Annotated in this window: 13 protein-coding genes; 2 read left to right on the top strand and 11 right to left on the bottom strand. The window is 56.9% G+C overall.

Annotated elements, in window-relative coordinates; translation table 11 throughout:
* Nucleotides 1-184 precede the first annotated feature (184 nt).
* From ACHUE7_RS17395 to ACHUE7_RS17385, 3 genes are all read right to left on the bottom strand, one after another.
* On the bottom strand, nt 185-1,009 hold the full coding sequence (locus tag ACHUE7_RS17395; RefSeq protein ID WP_394171150.1) for a M48 family metallopeptidase: 825 nt from the start codon (nt 1,007-1,009) through the stop codon (nt 185-187).
* A gap of 136 nt (nt 1,010-1,145) precedes the next feature.
* Entirely contained in the window at nt 1,146-3,113 is a 1,968-nt protein-coding gene (locus ACHUE7_RS17390; RefSeq protein ID WP_394171149.1) for a S9 family peptidase, read from the bottom strand.
* Nucleotides 3,114-3,216: 103 nt separating this feature from the next.
* Entirely contained in the window at nt 3,217-4,500 is a 1,284-nt protein-coding gene (locus tag ACHUE7_RS17385) for an aspartate aminotransferase type Ic (RefSeq protein WP_394171148.1), read from the bottom strand.
* A 213-nt stretch (nt 4,501-4,713) separates the two neighbouring features.
* On the opposite strand from ACHUE7_RS17385, the gene ACHUE7_RS17380 reads away from it, so the two are divergent.
* Nucleotides 4,714-5,958, top strand: a complete 1,245-nt coding sequence (locus ACHUE7_RS17380) for an HD-GYP domain-containing protein (RefSeq protein WP_394171147.1) — start codon at nt 4,714-4,716, stop codon at nt 5,956-5,958.
* An 82-nt stretch (nt 5,959-6,040) separates the two neighbouring features.
* Here the strand turns inward: ACHUE7_RS17380 and ACHUE7_RS17375 are convergent, their stop codons facing one another.
* The 8 genes from ACHUE7_RS17375 to ACHUE7_RS17340 all read right to left on the bottom strand — a co-directional run bounded on the left by ACHUE7_RS17375 (nt 6,041) and on the right by ACHUE7_RS17340 (nt 14,929).
* On the bottom strand, nt 6,041-6,847 hold the full coding sequence (locus tag ACHUE7_RS17375; protein WP_394171146.1) for a DeoR/GlpR family DNA-binding transcription regulator: 807 nt from the start codon (nt 6,845-6,847) through the stop codon (nt 6,041-6,043).
* 174 nt (nt 6,848-7,021) lie between these two features.
* Nucleotides 7,022-7,831 (bottom strand): phosphonate ABC transporter, permease protein PhnE, encoded by an 810-nt coding sequence (phnE, locus tag ACHUE7_RS17370; protein WP_394171145.1) that lies wholly within the window; start codon nt 7,829-7,831, stop codon nt 7,022-7,024.
* Nucleotides 7,825-8,643 (bottom strand): phosphonate ABC transporter, permease protein PhnE, encoded by an 819-nt coding sequence (gene phnE / locus ACHUE7_RS17365; protein ID WP_394171144.1) that lies wholly within the window; start codon nt 8,641-8,643, stop codon nt 7,825-7,827. Before phnE (ACHUE7_RS17365) ends, phnE (ACHUE7_RS17370) begins: the two co-directional genes overlap by 7 nt.
* Nucleotides 8,640-9,437, bottom strand: a complete 798-nt coding sequence (gene phnC, locus ACHUE7_RS17360; RefSeq protein WP_213676630.1) for a phosphonate ABC transporter ATP-binding protein — start codon at nt 9,435-9,437, stop codon at nt 8,640-8,642. Before phnC ends, phnE (ACHUE7_RS17365) begins: the two co-directional genes overlap by 4 nt.
* 63 nt (nt 9,438-9,500) lie before the next feature.
* A complete protein-coding gene (gene phnD, locus ACHUE7_RS17355; RefSeq protein ID WP_394171465.1) occupies nt 9,501-10,442 on the bottom strand; it encodes a phosphate/phosphite/phosphonate ABC transporter substrate-binding protein in 942 nt (313 codons plus the stop codon).
* A gap of 312 nt (nt 10,443-10,754) precedes the next feature.
* Nucleotides 10,755-13,295: a chemotaxis protein CheB gene (locus ACHUE7_RS17350; RefSeq protein ID WP_394171143.1), complete on the bottom strand. Its 2,541-nt coding sequence runs from the start codon at nt 13,293-13,295 to the stop codon at nt 10,755-10,757.
* Between the two features lie 60 nt (nt 13,296-13,355).
* Nucleotides 13,356-13,958 carry a PAS domain-containing protein gene (locus ACHUE7_RS17345; RefSeq protein WP_394171142.1) on the bottom strand — a complete coding sequence of 201 codons (603 nt, stop codon included), beginning with the start codon at nt 13,956-13,958 and terminating at the stop codon, nt 13,356-13,358.
* Nucleotides 13,959-14,071: 113 nt separating this feature from the next.
* Entirely contained in the window at nt 14,072-14,929 is an 858-nt protein-coding gene (locus tag ACHUE7_RS17340) for a transglutaminase-like domain-containing protein (RefSeq protein ID WP_394171141.1), read from the bottom strand.
* A gap of 292 nt (nt 14,930-15,221) precedes the next feature.
* On the opposite strand from ACHUE7_RS17340, the gene ACHUE7_RS17335 reads away from it, so the two are divergent.
* Complete coding sequence (locus ACHUE7_RS17335) at nt 15,222-16,532, top strand: cation:proton antiporter (protein WP_394171140.1); 1,311 nt, start codon at nt 15,222-15,224, stop codon at nt 16,530-16,532.
* The last annotated feature ends 55 nt before the right edge of the window (nt 16,533-16,587 follow it).

Raw genomic sequence — 16,587 nt, 5'->3', positions numbered from 1 at the left:
TTATACTTTGTTTGCGAAAGAAGGAGTGCGGGGCTTTAGTCGCGGCATCATTAAGGACGGCTATCCCTTGTAGTGTACTGATCGCTAGTGCCAATCGAAGCGAGTGCGGAAGGGGTCTTACTGCCTGTTGAGTCCCGGGAGGCTTGCACAATTGTCGCAATGCCTCCCACAACGATTCGCTGATTTACAGTTGCTGAGTATCCGTCACAATCCTGACCGGGTGCACTGCAGATTTTGTCTGCGTTGGATTCAAGGACTTCAGTGTGTTACCCAAGTCCTGAAGGGTGTCCATACGGTTGCCTGGTGATGGGTGAGTGCTTAGAAATTCCGGCCCGCCGCTGCCAGCCTGCGACATCTTGCGCCAGAGCGAGACGGCTGCCTCGGGTCGGTAGCCCGCCCGAATGGCCAGTTCTATGCCTATTTCGTCTGCCTCACGTTCTGCATCCCGGCTGTTGGGCAATTGCAGCGCCAGTTGCGCCGCGATGGCGCTGCCGCTCAGTACATAGCCATTCTGGTCGGTTACCTGAGAGGTGATGGCCAACCCTGTATTCACCAGTACGGCGCGGGACATCTTTTCGGCCGTATGATTGGCCAGCGCATGGGAGATTTCGTGCCCCATGATCTGGGCGATTTCGTCATCCGTCAGGTTGAGCTGGGTAACAATGCCGGTGTAAATCGCCATTCGCCCGCCGGCCATGCACCAGGCGTTGAGGGTGTCCGGGTCGTCGATGATGGCGACGCTCCAGTCCCATTCCTGTGAATCCGGGTATTTCCTGATCGCCTCGGTGACCAGGCGGCCGGTGATCGTTGAAATGCGGTCAACCCATGCCTCGTCGGTCATCAGCTGAAACTCATTGGTTATGTCAGTAACCGTGCTGACGTAAGCCTGTTTGGACTCAGTGATGGCCATTTCCGGCGATATCAGCATCAGCTGGGATCGGCCGGTGGGGCTGGTAGCGCAGGCTGAGATCAGCAGTAAGCTGATACCGGCCAGAATAACGGTTCTCATGGGAATTCCTTCCAAAAGTGAATTAGGGAGCCTCTGAACAACAGGGAAACTGAGCCAAGAATAGCAGTTTATGATTGTACCGGTTTTATTTCGGATCAGATGGCGCATTTCGCAGCGGGCGATTGAAACGGCCCGTCTAAGTGTTTTCCGGGTATCCGGCATTTATCAGGCTCGGGTCTAATCCCTGAATGTTTTCTGCGCCTTCGGGAATGTGCAAGCTGGTATCGTGCAGGTCCGTTCCGATGGGTTCGACCCGGCCGCCGAGTATGGTACCGAGGAAGCCTTCGACCAGGGCGTTGAAAGACAGGTTGTTTTCCGGGCGCACGAAGCCGTGGCCTTCATCCGGATAGAGAGCATAGGTAACCGGTATGCCCTGGTTTTTCATTGCGGCGACTATTTGGTCGGCTTCCTGTTGTTTCACCCGTGGGTCGTTGGCGCCCTGGCCGATAAGCAGCGGCTTGCAGATTCGGTGTGCATAAGTCAGGGGTGAGCGCTCTTTGAGAAAGGCACGGCCAGATTCAGTTCGTGGGTCGCCCACACGGTTGGCAAACATATTGAATATTGGCGCCCAGTAGGGCGGGATGGATTCCAGCAACGTAATCAAATTGGACGGGCCGACTATGTCCACACCACCGGCGAACACCTCTGGCGTGAACGTCAGACCTGCCAGGGTGGCATAGCCGCCATAGGAACCGCCCATAATTGCAACTTTGTCACGCTGGGCGATGCCGCCGTCAACAGCCCAGTTAACGGCATCGATCAGGTCATCGTGCATCTTCCTGCCCCATTCCCGGTCGCCAGCGTTGATAAACGCTTTGCCGAAACCGTTGGAGCCACGGAAGTTGACACTGAGTACCGCATAGCCCCGGTTGGCTAGCCAGAGGTGGTAGGCATTCCACCCGTAGTTGTCGCGTCCCCAGGGGCCGCCATGAACCAGCAGCACCATGGGCAACGGCGCCGATGGAACGCCGGTTCGTTTCGGGTCGCTTTCTTCAGGCAAGCTGAGGTAGCTGACCAGGTTAAGCCCGTCGCGTGCGGTAATGATCGTCGGGTGCATTGAAGACAACGGCGCGCCTTCCAGCTGTGGTCGGCTGGTGAAGAGGAGATCAGCCGTTCGTTGGGTGCGATCGTAGCGGTAGAAGTGACGAGGTTGTTCCGGGTTGGCGTAGGTAACGATCCATTGCTGGTCATCCAGCGTTCTGGAGGTGATTGAATAATCGCCGTCGCACAGCGTCTTAAGGAAGGCCAGGTCGTGTTCGATGCCCGGGGCCAGAGGCATCCATTCCAGCCGTTCGTATTCCACTGCCGCTGCCTGCAACGTGCGCGTGCCTGGCTGGATCATCAGTTTGCTAATGTCTGCCCTGTCATCGGCCAGCAGCGTTTCGCGTTCGCCGGTGACGAGATTCCAGCGAACCAGTGCAGCGGTGTCACGCCCCCGGCTGTCGAACATCAGCAATTGATTGCTGTCGGATTCGAAGCCGACGATATTCGTGGTCATGGCGTCTTCTGCAGGAATTCGCTCAAGGGGGTGCCAGTTGCCCTGATCGTATTGATTCCATTGTATGGCGCCGTCGGCTTCCACTTCCCCCGCCAGCCGAACCTGGAAGTCCCGATCCACGATGATGGTCTGAAAGCGCGGGTTCTCGACCAGTAGGGTGCGCTCTGCAGTGAGCACATCAATGACGTAGAGGTCGTGATGTGATTCATCCCGGTCGTTCAAACCAATGACGACGCGGTTAGGGTGGCGCTCGCTGAGCTGGGTAAACATCGCCGACACCCCGCTGATGGGTGTCAGGTCTCGGCTGTCACCGGTTTCGATATCTACAGCGTAGGCATGCCAGTTCTCGTCGCCGTTCTTATCCTGGGTGTAAAGCACCGCCCGGCTGTTGTAAGCCCAGTGGCATGACTGAATACCCCTATGGATGTCATGGGTGATCGGTCGTGCGGCGTCTGGATCATCACTCGGCGCCAGCCAGATGTTCATGACACCGTTGACCGGTGCCTGCCAGACCAGGTACCGGCCATCAGGGCTGATCACGGGTGCGTTGCGTTCCGGATTACTGAACAGGTGTTTGCGGGGGATGAGCGGCGTTGTGGCTTCCATGGTTCGGCTCCCTGGCAGGTTTTTACTGGGTTGCATGTCGATGTGGCGCATCGGGTAGCAACTGACCGGGTGTATTTAAGGGTTTCAGGTCAGTCAGGCCACTTCACAGATCAAGCGCCTGTCGCACGGTGGCAAGTTCCACGCACAGCGTGAAAACGTTCATGGCGGCATTGACGTCGTCGACACTGGGCACCGACGGCGCGATTCGAATGCAGGTGTCGTTCGGGTCGTTGCCATAAGGGTGGGTGGCACCGGCCGGTGTCAGTTTAACGCCCGCTTCTGCGGCGAGTTTTACAACGGTTTTGGCCAGCCCGGGCCGGGTATGAAAAGCGACAAAATACCCGCCCTTCACCGTTTTCCAGTGCCCCAGGTGATTGCTGCCAAAGGCGTCTTTCAAGTGGTGGTGAACCGCTTCAAAACGCGGTTTCAGAACCGCCGCATGCTGAGCCATATGAGTTTCGAGGGCGTTGTGTTGTTCAAAAAAGCGCGCATGCCGCAGTTGGTTGACTTTGTCCGGGCCAATGGTCAGAGCACTGAGTGAGGCGGTTATGTGTTTCAGGTTGGTGGGGCTGGCACCCAGGAACGCGACCCCGGCGCCAGCAAAGGTGATTTTAGAGGTTGATGCGAACTGCAGTACGCTGTCTTCGGTGCCCGCGTCACTGCAGGCTTCGTAGAGACTGGCAAGTTCGGGGGCATCGTCGGCTAGTGCGTGCACGCTGTAGGCGTTATCCCAGAAGACTCGAAAGTGCTCGCCGGCGATCTCGCTGAGCCTGGCGATACGCTGAACAGTCTGTTCGTCGTAGACGATGCCGGTCGGGTTGGAAAAACGCGGTACGCACCACAAACCTTTGATGCTGGGGTCTTGTTGAACGGCGTGTTCGATTTCGTCCATGTTCGGGCCGGTGTCGGTCATGCTGACCGGAATCATCTCGATGCCAAGGTGCTCGCAGATGCTGAAATGCCTGTCGTAGCCTGGCACCGGGCAGAGCCACCGGACTGGCCCGTTCAGACGCCAGGCGCTGCCGGGGCCACTGAGTCCATCGTAGTAGCCAATACTCATCGCCTGGTGCATCAGCGTCAGGCTGGAATGACCACCGGCGAGCACCTGGTTTGCTGGCATGCCGAGCAGGGCGGCGCCCAGTTCACGACATTCTGATAAGCCTTCCAGACCACCGTAGTTGCGCACATCGATGCCATCGCGTGATTGATAGTCGCCCCTGAGAATGCCGTCCAGACTATTGGACAGGGTTAACTGTTCGGCAGAGGGCTTGCCGCGCGTTAAATCGAGATTCAGTCCCCGTCGTTTAAACGAGCAGAACTGATTGAACAGTTCAATCTCGAGGGTCTTTAGCTGGCTCGGGGTCAAAGCAGTCGGGTCGGTGATCATGAGGTTGGCTGGCTCCCTGTCGGTTACGCCTTAACTCTACCACCCGAGCGCGGGATTTGTAGACCGGCTTCACGTATGAGGTGTATTAACGTGTGCTGCTCGCAGCCTTTGCTGAAACAGTGAACGATACAACTGGCCTATGTGAATCATTGATTAATAATTGCTCATATATGGGACAGGTATTGGGCATGTTGCTAGTATAGACTGGTGGTAATGGCAGGTTTTCATCATGGCTCGGGGTGTACAGTGATAAAGAAGATACTGATCAGCATGTTGAAGCCCGGAATGTATGTCTCCGATCTGAATAACCAGTGGGTTCCGAGCAATAACGCATCCCGAAGTGGCAAGATTGGCAATCTGGCGACCATCGAGAAGATCAAGCGGCTTGGGGTTACCGAACTGTACATAGACACCGCCAAGGGACTGGATTGCCCGGAGGCATTGCCGGCCGATGAACAGAAACAGATTCAAGCCCAGCAGTTGGAGTCGTTGCAACTTCAGTCGGATGCCGGAACGGCCGTGAAGCGGGTGCCTGTGTCGCAAGAGCGCGACCGGGCTGAAAAGCGCTATCAGCAAGCCCGGAATGTTCTGGATGAAGTGTTGAATGATGTTAAAAACAACCAGCCCATCGATGTGGCGGCGGTCGATGAGACCTCCGAAGAGCTGCTTGAATCGCTCAATACCAACGAAAACGCCCTGGCGTGCTTGTCTCATATTCGCTCAAAAGATACCTATCTTCTCCAACACTCGATAAACGTCGGCATTCTGCTGGGCATATTTGGTCGCTCAATGCGGCTTGAGCCCAACGTCTTAAAGGACCTTGTGATCGGCGGCATTCTGCACGATATAGGCAAGGTACTGGTGCCTGATTCGATATTGCACAAACCCGGCAAGCTCGAAGCTGAAGAGTGGGAGGAAATGAAGCGCCATGTCACCTATGGCGAGAAAATTCTGGACGTGACGGCCGGGTTGAGCGACCTGAGCCGGTCGATTTGCCAGCTTCATCATGAACGGCTCGACGGCACAGGCTATCCGCGAAATAGGGCGGGGGAGCAGATCGATCGCTATGGCCGGATGGCGGCCATCTGCGACGTGTACGATGCCGTGACCGCAGACCGCGTCTACCACACGGGCATGGCGCCCGACATGGCGCTAAGAAAGCTGATTGAGTGGAGTGTTTTCCACCTCGACAAAGACCTGGTGTACGATTTTATCCGGTGCCTGTCGGTTTACCCGGTCGGTGCGCTGGTTGAGTTGTCGGGGAATCGCGCTGCGGTAGTCGTTGAGGCGAACCGACGCAGCCCCAAGCAGCCGGTGGTCAGAGTGTTTTACAGCACCGTGAACCGGGTTCAGGTCGAGCCGGAGCTGGTCGATCTGGCCAAAAAAGGCTGTCGTTACGACATTATTGGAACGCTGGATGCGCGCCAGCTCGATATAGACGTCATGCCTTTTTTGTAAGGACCAGCGAAACTGAGTTTGCAGATTCAAGGCAAGGTGCGGGGGTTTGCGTTTTGGATAACCCAAACGGGGCAGATGGACGTCAGAGGTTGCTGACCGATAATGCATCGGATTGGTCGATCGAGGCGTCGGTTTCTCCGCATTCGATAACCTCAACCGTATCTGGTAGGTTCTGCCGTTGTTCGCCGGGCAGGCTATCGGTGTAGAAACGATCGACGTATTTGAACGATGCTACTTTGCAGTGTGAATTCAGTGTCCATTTGCTCTGATCAGCCACAAGCAAACGAGCCCGGGTGTTGGAAATGATGGCTCGGCTGGCTTCCGCTTCGCGAATGTCGTAGTCCATCAGGCCGTGGTTCAGGTCCATGCTGCCGGTGCTGATGATCCCGTAGTCGGTAATGAAGGAGCTGAAAAAGTTGGTGACTTCCGGGCCGACCACATCGTGATCGTTATGCCGGTATTGCCCGCCCGATACAATCACTTCGATGCCCGGGTTTCCGGAAAGCGCCGAGGCGACACTCAGGTTGTTGGTGAGAATGCGCAGTGACTGATGGTGAATCAGCGCCTGAGCGACCAGCTCTATGCTGCTGCCCACGCCCAGACTGACGGTGGCGTTTTCAGGTATGTCAGCGGCAACCCGCCGGGCCATCTGTTGCTTGGCCAGCAGGTTACGGACTTTGGGGTCGCCCAGTGGGCTTTTTGACGCACTGGTCGGCAAACTGACACCGCCGTAACGGCGGCGTAACAAACCCTGTTCGCAGAGTCTGTTGATATCCCGGCGAATGGTTTGGGTGGTGACACCGAAGCGCCGGGCAATGTCTTCAACCTCGACATGCTCTTGTTCGCGCACCCATTCGAGAATACTGTACTGCCGTTCTTTGGCACCCATTAGAATAAAGCCACTATCAGTAAACCCTTGTTGATATTGTACGAGGCGCGCCTCGGCATGGTCCAACCCGGTGAACAGAACATCAGCTTTGCCAAATCCATACTAGCGGATTTGCCGGCGAGTTTCGACTGGCGGAAGATGCCGCAGGCAGCGCCCGGGCATCGTTTGCCGACTTCAAATGACCTTCTTGCGCAGGGCGCTGGTTACCGCTTCACCCAGAATAACCAGTGCGACAATCGCCAGCAGAATGGTTGCAACGGTCTGCCAGGCAAAGAGGTCAATCGACCCTTGCAGCAACACTCCGATGCCACCGGCACCCACCAGACCGAGCACAGTGGATTCGCGGATGTTGATGTCCCAGCGCAGAATGATGATGGCAAAGAACGCCGGCATCACCTGAGGCACAATGGCGTACAGCACAATCTTCATTTTGCTGGCGCCAGTGGCTTCCATGGCTTCAACCGGACGCCGGTCGATTTCTTCGATGGCCTCGCCCATCAGTTTGCCGATAAAGCCAACTGACCGGAACATCACCGCGAGAATGCCAGCCAGTACACCCGGGCCAAAAATAGCTACGAACAGCAGCGCCCAGATGATGGTGTTCACCGAGCGGCTTGAAACCAGAATAAACCGGCCCAGCCACAGGGTAGCCTTGTTCGGTGTTGTGTTCTGTGCCGCGATGTAGGAGACCGGCAGGGCAATAAAAATGGTCAGCAGGGTCGACAGGGTGGCGATGTGTACCGTCTCCAGCATGGCATGGAAGATGGCATTCCAGGTATCGAACCGGGGCGGCCACATGCGCGCGCCCAGGTTTTGAATCTGGTTGGGGGCATCCCAGACCCAGGGCCAGAAAATGTCGATGTCGCGAACCGCCCAGACAATGGCGATCAGCGTGACCAGGTAGACTGCGTAGCGCGTCCACTGCTCTTTGCGGTCGTAGCGAGACCAGACGTGATCGGACAGTTTTGCTGCATGATCTACCATACTTTTTTCCTCACCCATCCGCTGATGCCTTCACTGACCAGAATGATGCCGATGATCATCAGCAGAATGGCAAATGCGAAATCGTAATCGTAACGTCCAAAGGCGTTCATCAGCGTGCCACCGATACCACCGGCGCCGACAATGCCGACGACGGCCGACGCGCGTAAATTGCTGTCGAGCTGGTACATCGACAAGCCAATCTGACGCGGCATGATTTGCGGGAACACACCGTAAATCAGCATCTTCAGATAGCCGGCACCGACCGAACGCATGGCTTCCACCTGGCCCCAGTCGATCTCTTCAATCTCTTCAGCCAGTAATTTGGCGACAAAACCGATGGAGTAGAGCGTGAGGGTAAGAATGCCCGCCAGTGGCCCAAAGCCGACCGCTGCAACAAACAGGATGGCAACGATGACCGGATGAAAACTGCGCGACACGATGATGATGGTACGCCCAAGCAAATACACCGGTAGCGGAGCGACGTTGCGCGCCGCCATAACCGCGATGGGTACCGACAGAAACACACCCAGTAATGTCGATAAAAACGCGATCTGGAAGCTTTCCTTGAAGCCGGTCCACAGCAAGCCGGCGCGTTCAAAACTCGGTGGAAAGGCGCCGCCAAAAATTCTTAGCGCACGCGGCATGCCTTCGGCAATGCGTTCCCAGTTGAATGGCAGTGTTGAAAATGCCCAGTACAAATACACCAGGGTGATGGCAACCAGCCCATACCGAACCCAGGGGTTGGTAATAAACGGGGGTTTCTTCCAGACCCTGCCCGACGACGCATCGGTAGCGGTTCTGACGGGTGTCATGCCAGTGCCTCCTGAGCCGTCTGGTGTTGCGGTTCACCACCGTCTTCTTCCGGCGATTCGATGCCGCCATAAATGGCATCCAGTGCGTCCTGATTAAAATCTTTGGGCGCGCCGTCGAATATCATCTGGCCATGGCGCATGCCGACAATGCGATCGGTATACATACGGGCCTGGGTAACGTTGTGAATATTAATCAGCACGGGCAGTGACATTTCACTGGCCAGGGTTTGCAGCAAGCTCATGATCTGCTGAGAGGTCTTCGGGTCGAGCGAGGCGGTGGGCTCATCGGCCAGCAGAATTTCCGGTTCTTGCATCAGAGCGCGCACCACAGCAACTCGCTGGCGTTCACCGCCGGAGAGCTGGTCGGCCCGTTTGTTGGCGTAGTGCGCGATGCCCACACGCTCCATCAGGTTGAAGGCACGATCAATATCGGTTTGCGGAAAGCGGCGTGTCAGCGCCTGGAAAAACGACACATAACCGAGCCGCCCGGACAGAACGTTTTCCATTACCGTCAGCCGGTCGATCAGGTTGAACCCCTGAAACACCATGCCGATGCGTCGACGGGAATGGCGCAGCTCGCTGCCACGAAGGTTGACCAGTTCATGACCGTTTAGCTTGATCGAGCCCGAGGTCGGTTCGACCAGTCGGTTGATGCAGCGCAGCATGGTGCTCTTGCCCGCACCGGACGCGCCGACGATCGACACGACGCTGCTGCCATCGACACTCAAATTAAGGCCTTTGAGCACCGGATCGTTGCGCCCGTATCGTTTTACCAGGTTGGTGATTTCTAACATCTGTTTCACTCCCGACGGTGCCTCCAACCCTTGGGCGGAGGCACCCATTCTTATTTGAAGAGCTTATTGAAGGTTGTCGCGGGTGTACTGCACACCATTGGAGGCCTGAATGGTGCGGATGACGCGCCAGTTATCCTTGTAGTTGATTGGGATAAAGGTCTCTACACCTTCAAATTCTTCACCCAGCTCGGTACCGGCGAATTCAAAGGTATAAAAAGCCTGACGCACCTTTTCGGCAAGCTCGGGGTGCAGGTTGTAGGCGTGGTTATAGGAGGTGGTCGGGAATCGATCCGACTCCCAGACCAGGCGCACGTCCTCCTCATCATAGAGGCCGCGTGCGGCCATGCGTTCCACCACTTCCGAGGCAACTGGTGCCGCATCGTAATCTTTTGCAACGACACCCAGCATGGACTGGTCGTGGCTGCCAGAGAACGAAATTTCATAATCTTCGCCTGGAACAACGCCCATCTCAGGGAACAGGGCGCGGGGTGCCTGGTTGCCGGAGTTGGAGGTAGGCGAGGTATGAGCGATGCGCTTGCCTTTCAGGTCGGCCATTTCATAAATATCGGAGTCGACATGGGTGTATACCTGCAGTGTATAGCCGAACTGCCCGGAGCTTGAGCCCATTAAGGCAAAGGGCACGGCACCTGCCAAATTAACAGCGAATGGCGTCGGGCCAGTTGAAAAGCCCGCTACGTGAAGGCGGCCACTGCGCATGGCTTCAACCTGAGCCGAGTTGGACTGCACCGCAAAAAAGCGGACATCCTTGCCGGTGACCTCAGCGAGGTGGTCAATGAAGGGCTGCCAGATATCAGAGTAAATGGCGGGGTCTTCAACCGGGGTGTAAGCGAAAATCAGTGTGTCGGGGTCAACCCATTGTGATTCGTCGGTGGGCAGGTCGGCCACCATGTCACCATCTGTGTCGCAATACAGGGCGTCGAGCGCGCCGCGTTCACATTCGGCCAGCGCGTGACTGCTGAAGCCCAGTAACAAGGCGGATGCCATCAGGGTTGTGCGGCAGAGCACTTTCTTATGCAGATTCATGGTTGGTTCTCCATTGGGTGCGGTCCATGCGTGAAGGCTCCATGCCTTGAATTGAACATCCTGAAAGGACCTGCCCCAGACGTTTGTTATTGTTAGATGTTCAATTGAACATTCATACTAACAGCAAACCTTCATTAGGCAAGGCTGGATGCCTCAAAAAAGTGCGTTTTAGTAGAATTGCCGCGCAAGCTGTTGAATTTTAAGCAATAAAGGTTGATCTGAATTGTTCAATTGAATGGCGAAGTGCGATCGGTTGGTATTGCCCCAGCGGGATTAGGCCTGCAAGTCCTTGCGCAAAGACTGTTCCAGCGCCTTGGTATCGGTAATGTCGAGCAGGGTGATGACGACGCCGTCGATGACGTTGTCCAGGCGGCGATAGGGCATGATTCTGACTGTAAACCAGCGGCCGTCGGTGCTGGCAATTTGCTTTTCGGAAAAGACGAGTGTGTTCAGCGTAGATTGGGCGTCGCTGCTCAGATCCGGGTAGTTGAGGGTGGTGGTCAGGTCGCTGAGCGGGCGGCCGATGTCGCTGTCGCGGATGCTGATGATCTTTGAAGCCCGGTCGGTAAAGCGACGCAGGTTCAGGTCTTGGTCGAGAAACAGAATGGCAATTTCAATGCTGTTGAGCAGGTTTTTCATATCGCTCTGCGCCAGGGCGAGGTCGTCGAGCTTGGTCTGCATTTCGGCGTTGATGGTTTGCAGTTCTTCGTTCATTGACTGCATTTCTTCTTTCGAGGTTGTCAGTTCTTCGTTAGTCGACTGCAGCTCTTCATTGGTTGACTGCAATTCTTCGTTGGCCGATTGCAATTCTTCGCGAGAGGCCCGGTTTTCTTCACGCAGTGTCTGAATCTCATCCTGGTATTGTTGCAGTTCTTCGGCGTGAGCCTGCTGGGTGGCTGATTTAGAGGTGGCCTTGCTGACTTTGCCGGTATTGGCTGCGGCAACGTCCCGGAAGACGATCATCTTCATGCCGCGCAGTGCACTGGGATCTCGTAAGGCCTGCACCGTCACCTCCACGTTTTGCAGGACGCCGCCGGGCAGCTGCACCTGAAGCCCTTGCAGGTGCAATGGTTCGCTTTGTTCGGCGGCCTGATGCAGTGCACTGCCGATTGGTGTTCGTAAACCGTCGCGCACCATGGCGTGAAAATTCCAGTTGGCTTTGCCGGCCGCTGGTTCCAGATACTTTCCCGTGCGCCCGCTGATGTAAACGATGTCACCTTCATCGTTGACCACGACAGCCGCTGGGGCGTAAACCTGCAGCAGCAACTGATCGGCTGCGGTTTGAAGGTTGTCGGTCGCTGGCCGGGTAGTGTTACTGGATGGCACGGGAAACTCCTTGGCGAAGTGGGTTAGGGGAGGGAACGACTTTACCGGTAGTCGGGTGTCGCTGTCCTGTGTCATTGCCTGGCGTTGGTAGAGACGCAGTTTCGATTGAATGGGGGCAAACAATTGGGTGTAACGCCCAACCGTTTCTGAACTGCCCAGCAACAATACACCGTTGTTGCGCAGGCTGTAATGAAACAGTGGAATCAGTTTACGTTGCAGACTCTGGTCGAAGTAGATCAGCAGGTTGCGGCAGGAGATCAGGTCGAGGCGGGTGAATGGCGGGTCGAGCACCACATCCTGCTGGGCGAACAGTACCCGGTCGCGCAGCTCGCTGTTGATCTGGTAGCCATCGTTCTGTGCGGTAAAGAAGCGGGCCAGGCGTTGCTCTGACACACAGTGACGGATGTCGGCCGGGTATAAACCGCGGCGGGCAGTGGCAATGGCGTCCGGGCTCAGGTCGGAGGCGAAAATTTGCAGGGTCAGGTTGTGTGGACGGGGCAGGTTATCGAGCGCTTCGATGAAGGTGATCGCCAGGGAGTAGGCTTCTTCGCCGGTTGAGCAGCCCACCACCCAGGCACGCAGGTTGGTCTCTCTGCCAGGGTGCGCCAGCAGGTCGGGCAGTGTGCGGTCTGCCAGGTGTTGCCACACGGGTGCATCCCGGAAAAAACTGGTTACCCCGATCAGCACTTCTTTGAACAGGAGGTCGATTTCCTGGGGGTTATTTTGCAGGAAATCGGCGTATCGTGGCAGTGAGTCGATGCTGTGTATCGCCATGCGCCGTTCGATCCGACGGTTCAGGGTGCTGGGCTTGTACAGGGAGAAGTCATGCCGGGTGCGCCCCTGCAACAGATGCAAAATGCGCTTTAGCGGGGTAGAGGCCGACGGGGTTTCCTGCGGCGGCTGGTGAGGTGGAGCCGGGTCGGGCATGTGCTCAATACACGACCGGATGCGAGCGGGCAGCTCTTCGGGTGGCGCAACGATATCGGCACAATGTGCACTGATGGCGCTGTTGGGCATGGCGTCTGACTGAGCGGTATCGGGTTGTTGCACGGCGGTGAGGCCGCCCACGGCTTTGATCGCCTGCAAACCCAGAGTGCCATCTGTGCCCATGCCCGAGAGCACCACACCAATAGCTTTGTCGCCACAGGCGCTGGCCAGTGACGAGAACAGTACGTTGATCGGCAGTCGCATGCCTCTGGGTTCTGCAGGGGGTGCCAGGTGCAGGGCGCCGTCGACGACACTGAGTTCGGTATTGGGTGGAATGACATACACACAATCCGGTTCAATGCGCTTGCCCTGGGTTGCTTCCTCGACCGTCATCGGAGTCGCGCGTTGCAGCAGTTCTGACAGCATCGCTTTGTGGTTGGGGTCGAGGTGCTGAACCACGATGTACGCCATCTGGCTGTTGGGTGGAATGTGCGCCAGTAATTGCTCCAGCGGAGCCAGGCCACCGGCAGAGGCGCCTATGCCCATGATCCGAAGGGTCACTGATCCACCCGTGGCATGAGCGGATGCAAGGCCGTCTTGTTGGTGCGGTCAACCATGAGTCTACTGCGCATTTCCAGGCTCGTAACAGACCAGTAGCAGTTGCTCGGGCACGGGCCCGGGCGTTACCTGAAACAGCAACTGCCGCGGCGACAGTGTCTCTCTGCCGCTTTCAACCAGACAGCTGCCGCGGCTTCCATCTCTTGCAACCGTTGCGAGTAAACTGAGCAGTTTTGGCAAATCTTGCGGGTTTAAAAAGGCGTCGAGGTGCTGACCTTCGAAATGCGCCCTGGCTACTCCAAACAGTTCGGCAGCGGCAAGGTTGCCATGAATGACGCAGCTTTCCAGGTCAACCACGCAGTAGGCGAAGGGCGCACACTCGTAGAGTGTCTCATACAGCCCAAGATCGTCGGCCAGGGTTTGCTCGTTGGCGGCGATCTCTTCATGTTGCAGATCGAGCTCCACCTGATGAACCTGAAGTTCGTGCAGAAACTTGAGCGCATCGTCTGCTTTCTCGGGGTTGCTGGATAGGCGGTGCAGCAAGCGCAGGGCATCGACTCCCATGGTGCCGTGGCCACCACTGGGTGACGTGCCTGCCCGCAACTGGGCTTCAGCCTTGTCGCGCAGCTTTTTGTAGATGCTGGGTTGATCCATGGGTGTAGACATGCTCGCTCCTGGCATTTCCCCGGGTTCAGTCACTCATAGTACCTGAATGCGAGGTGGATTAATGTGGCGATCTTTTGCAACGGTCAACGACCAAACAGGACGGCGCCGCGGGCTCAGAACAGGGGTGCGCTGTTGGCCAGTTGCCTTGGCCGGTCGGGCTGGCGTTCGATAATTTCGTCAGTGTATACCTTGAATGTTTGCAGGACGTTCGGCCCGAACGAGGTACTGATGGCAACATCGGCCGCATCGCGACCGCGTGCAATCAGAATGCGGCCGATGCGACGTTCATTGTTGCGTGGGTCGAAAATGTACCACTGGCCATCGAGCCAGGCTTCGAACCAGGCCGCGAAATCCATCTCACCATAGGGCGGAGGAATGCCGATATCGCTCAGGTAGCCGGTGCAGTAGCGGGCGGGAATGTTCATGCTGCGACACAGAGCAATGGCCAGGTGAGAAAAATCGCGGCATACACCCTGTTGTTCCTGCATCGCTTCCAGGGCCGTTCTGGTAGGGCGCGCATGGTGGTAACCAAACTCAATATGCTGGTGCACAAAGTCGCAGATCGCCTGGACCCGGTCCCAGCCCGTGGTGTAATGGCCACACACCCGCCAGGCGGTATCGGCGAGCGGGTCGGTTTCGCAATAGCGACTGCCGAGCAGGTACAGCAATACGTCGTCAGGAAGGTCTTCGACCGGTAACTGTTGCGCGGCGGGGTTCATGGGATCGGCTAAGCCGTTATCACCGATGATGGCATTGGCGGATAGGCGCAAAATGCCGCTTGGGGCCACGAGGCGGGTGCAATGGTTGCCGTAGGTGTCGACATAATCAATAAGCGGGATAGGTGGGTTTGCGGCAATATCGTCGGGCTCGTCCAGGTCGGGGACGCGGCTGGCGTGCACTCTCAGCGAGAGAATCATCGGCGTCGGTTGCGGGCAGTTGAATTCCAGTTCGTAGCCAATGCGGATCTTCATGGTAAAAGCCCTGTGCTGTCGCGTTCCCGCCATGCCGGGGTGTTGGCCGGGGGATGGGTCACTGAACGGCGATCGTGGTGGGAGAATCTCCAATCACGCAGTATGCACTAACAAGCCGCGTTACTCTGTTCGATAAACCACAAAGCTGCTTGGGTGATGCGCCGGTATGAGGCGTAGCGAACGGAAACCGGCCCGGTTTCCCGCTAAGCTGGGCAGGCGTGACGGGTACACTGGCTGACACGAGTGCTGCCATCTCACCCTCTTTTCATTTGCCCGATACGGAAAACGAACCATGTCTGCTTCGCTCTGGTTTTTGCTGGTTGGCGGCTTGATGCTGGCGCGGGGGTTAACGGCTACCGTGCTGGAACGCTCGCCCATCACGCCGGCCATGTTTTATCTGGCGCTGGGAATGTTGCTCGGCCCGACGGTTTTGAATGTGTTTCACTTCAACCCGCTCGAGGAATCGGCATTACTGGAAATACTCACTGAAGTCGTGGTGCTGATTTCACTGTTCTCCGCAGGTGTGAAAATGCCGGTGCCGTTTACGCTCTCCAGTTGGCGTGCGCCGGTGATGCTGGCGTCGGTATCGATGATTGTCAGTGTCGGTTTGGTCGCGGCTTTTACCTATTATGTGTTTGGTTTTCCGCTGGGGGTTGGAATCTTGCTGGGCGCCATTCTGGCGCCGACCGACCCGGTACTGGCCACTGATGTTCAAACCCGCCACCCCGGTGATCGTGATCCGCTGCGTTTTACGCTGACCAGCGAAGCGGGCATGAATGATGGCAGTGCCTTTCCGTTTGTGATGCTGGGGCTGGGCATGCTGGGCCTGCACGATCTGGGTGAATTCAATCTGCGCTGGGTATTGGTCGATGTGGTGTGGGCAACCGCAGCGGGAATTGCCATCGGGGTGGTGTGCGGCAGTGTTCTGGCCCGGGTCGCCTTCAAGCTGCGCGAATTGCCACCGCGCCATAACCTGATGGATAACTTTCTGGGCCTGGGGCTGATCGGTGTGGCCTATGGTCTGAGTCTGCTTGTGGGTGCCTGGGGGTTTCTGGCGGTCTTTTTCGCAGCGGTGAGCCTGCGCAACACCGAGCTGACTCTGGCCAGCCCCCGGGAACGCCTGCCCGAGTCGGATCAGACGCTGATTGAACCGGAAGCGCAGCCCGCCGACCCCAATGTCGACCCGCCACCGTCTGTCAGTGGCGGGTCACTGCTGTTCAAGGAGCAACTGGAGCGCCTCTCGGAAATGGTGCTGGTGTTGCTGATCGGTGGCACGCTGTTCCTCGATTCCTGGAGTGCGCGTTCGGTCTTGCTGGCCTTGTTTGTGTTCATCGTCATCCGCCCGGTGAGTGTTTACATTGGCTTGCTGGGTACGAACACTTCCTGGTCACTGCGCGGCATGGTGGGGTGGTTTGGCGTTCGCGGCATAGGCTCGCTGTTTTACCTGATGTATGCGATTCAGCATGGTCTGCCCGAGCAGATCGCACTGGAGCTGGTTGGTCTGACGTTAATTGTGGTGACCTTGTCCATCGTCCTGCACGGCCTCAGCGTCAAACCTCTGATGGAGCGATTCAAGCAGGATGATGTCCCGCCGGATGCCTGACCAGAGTGGCACCTGCCTGGGTAGGGAGTTGTCAGGCGTTATATATGGCTATATA

This window comes from Saccharospirillum alexandrii (assembly GCF_043641555.1).
GTDB lineage: Bacteria > Pseudomonadota > Gammaproteobacteria > Pseudomonadales > Natronospirillaceae > Saccharospirillum > Saccharospirillum alexandrii_A.
Note: the sequence above shows the minus strand (reverse complement) of the source record. Positions and strands in the feature narration are given on the sequence as shown.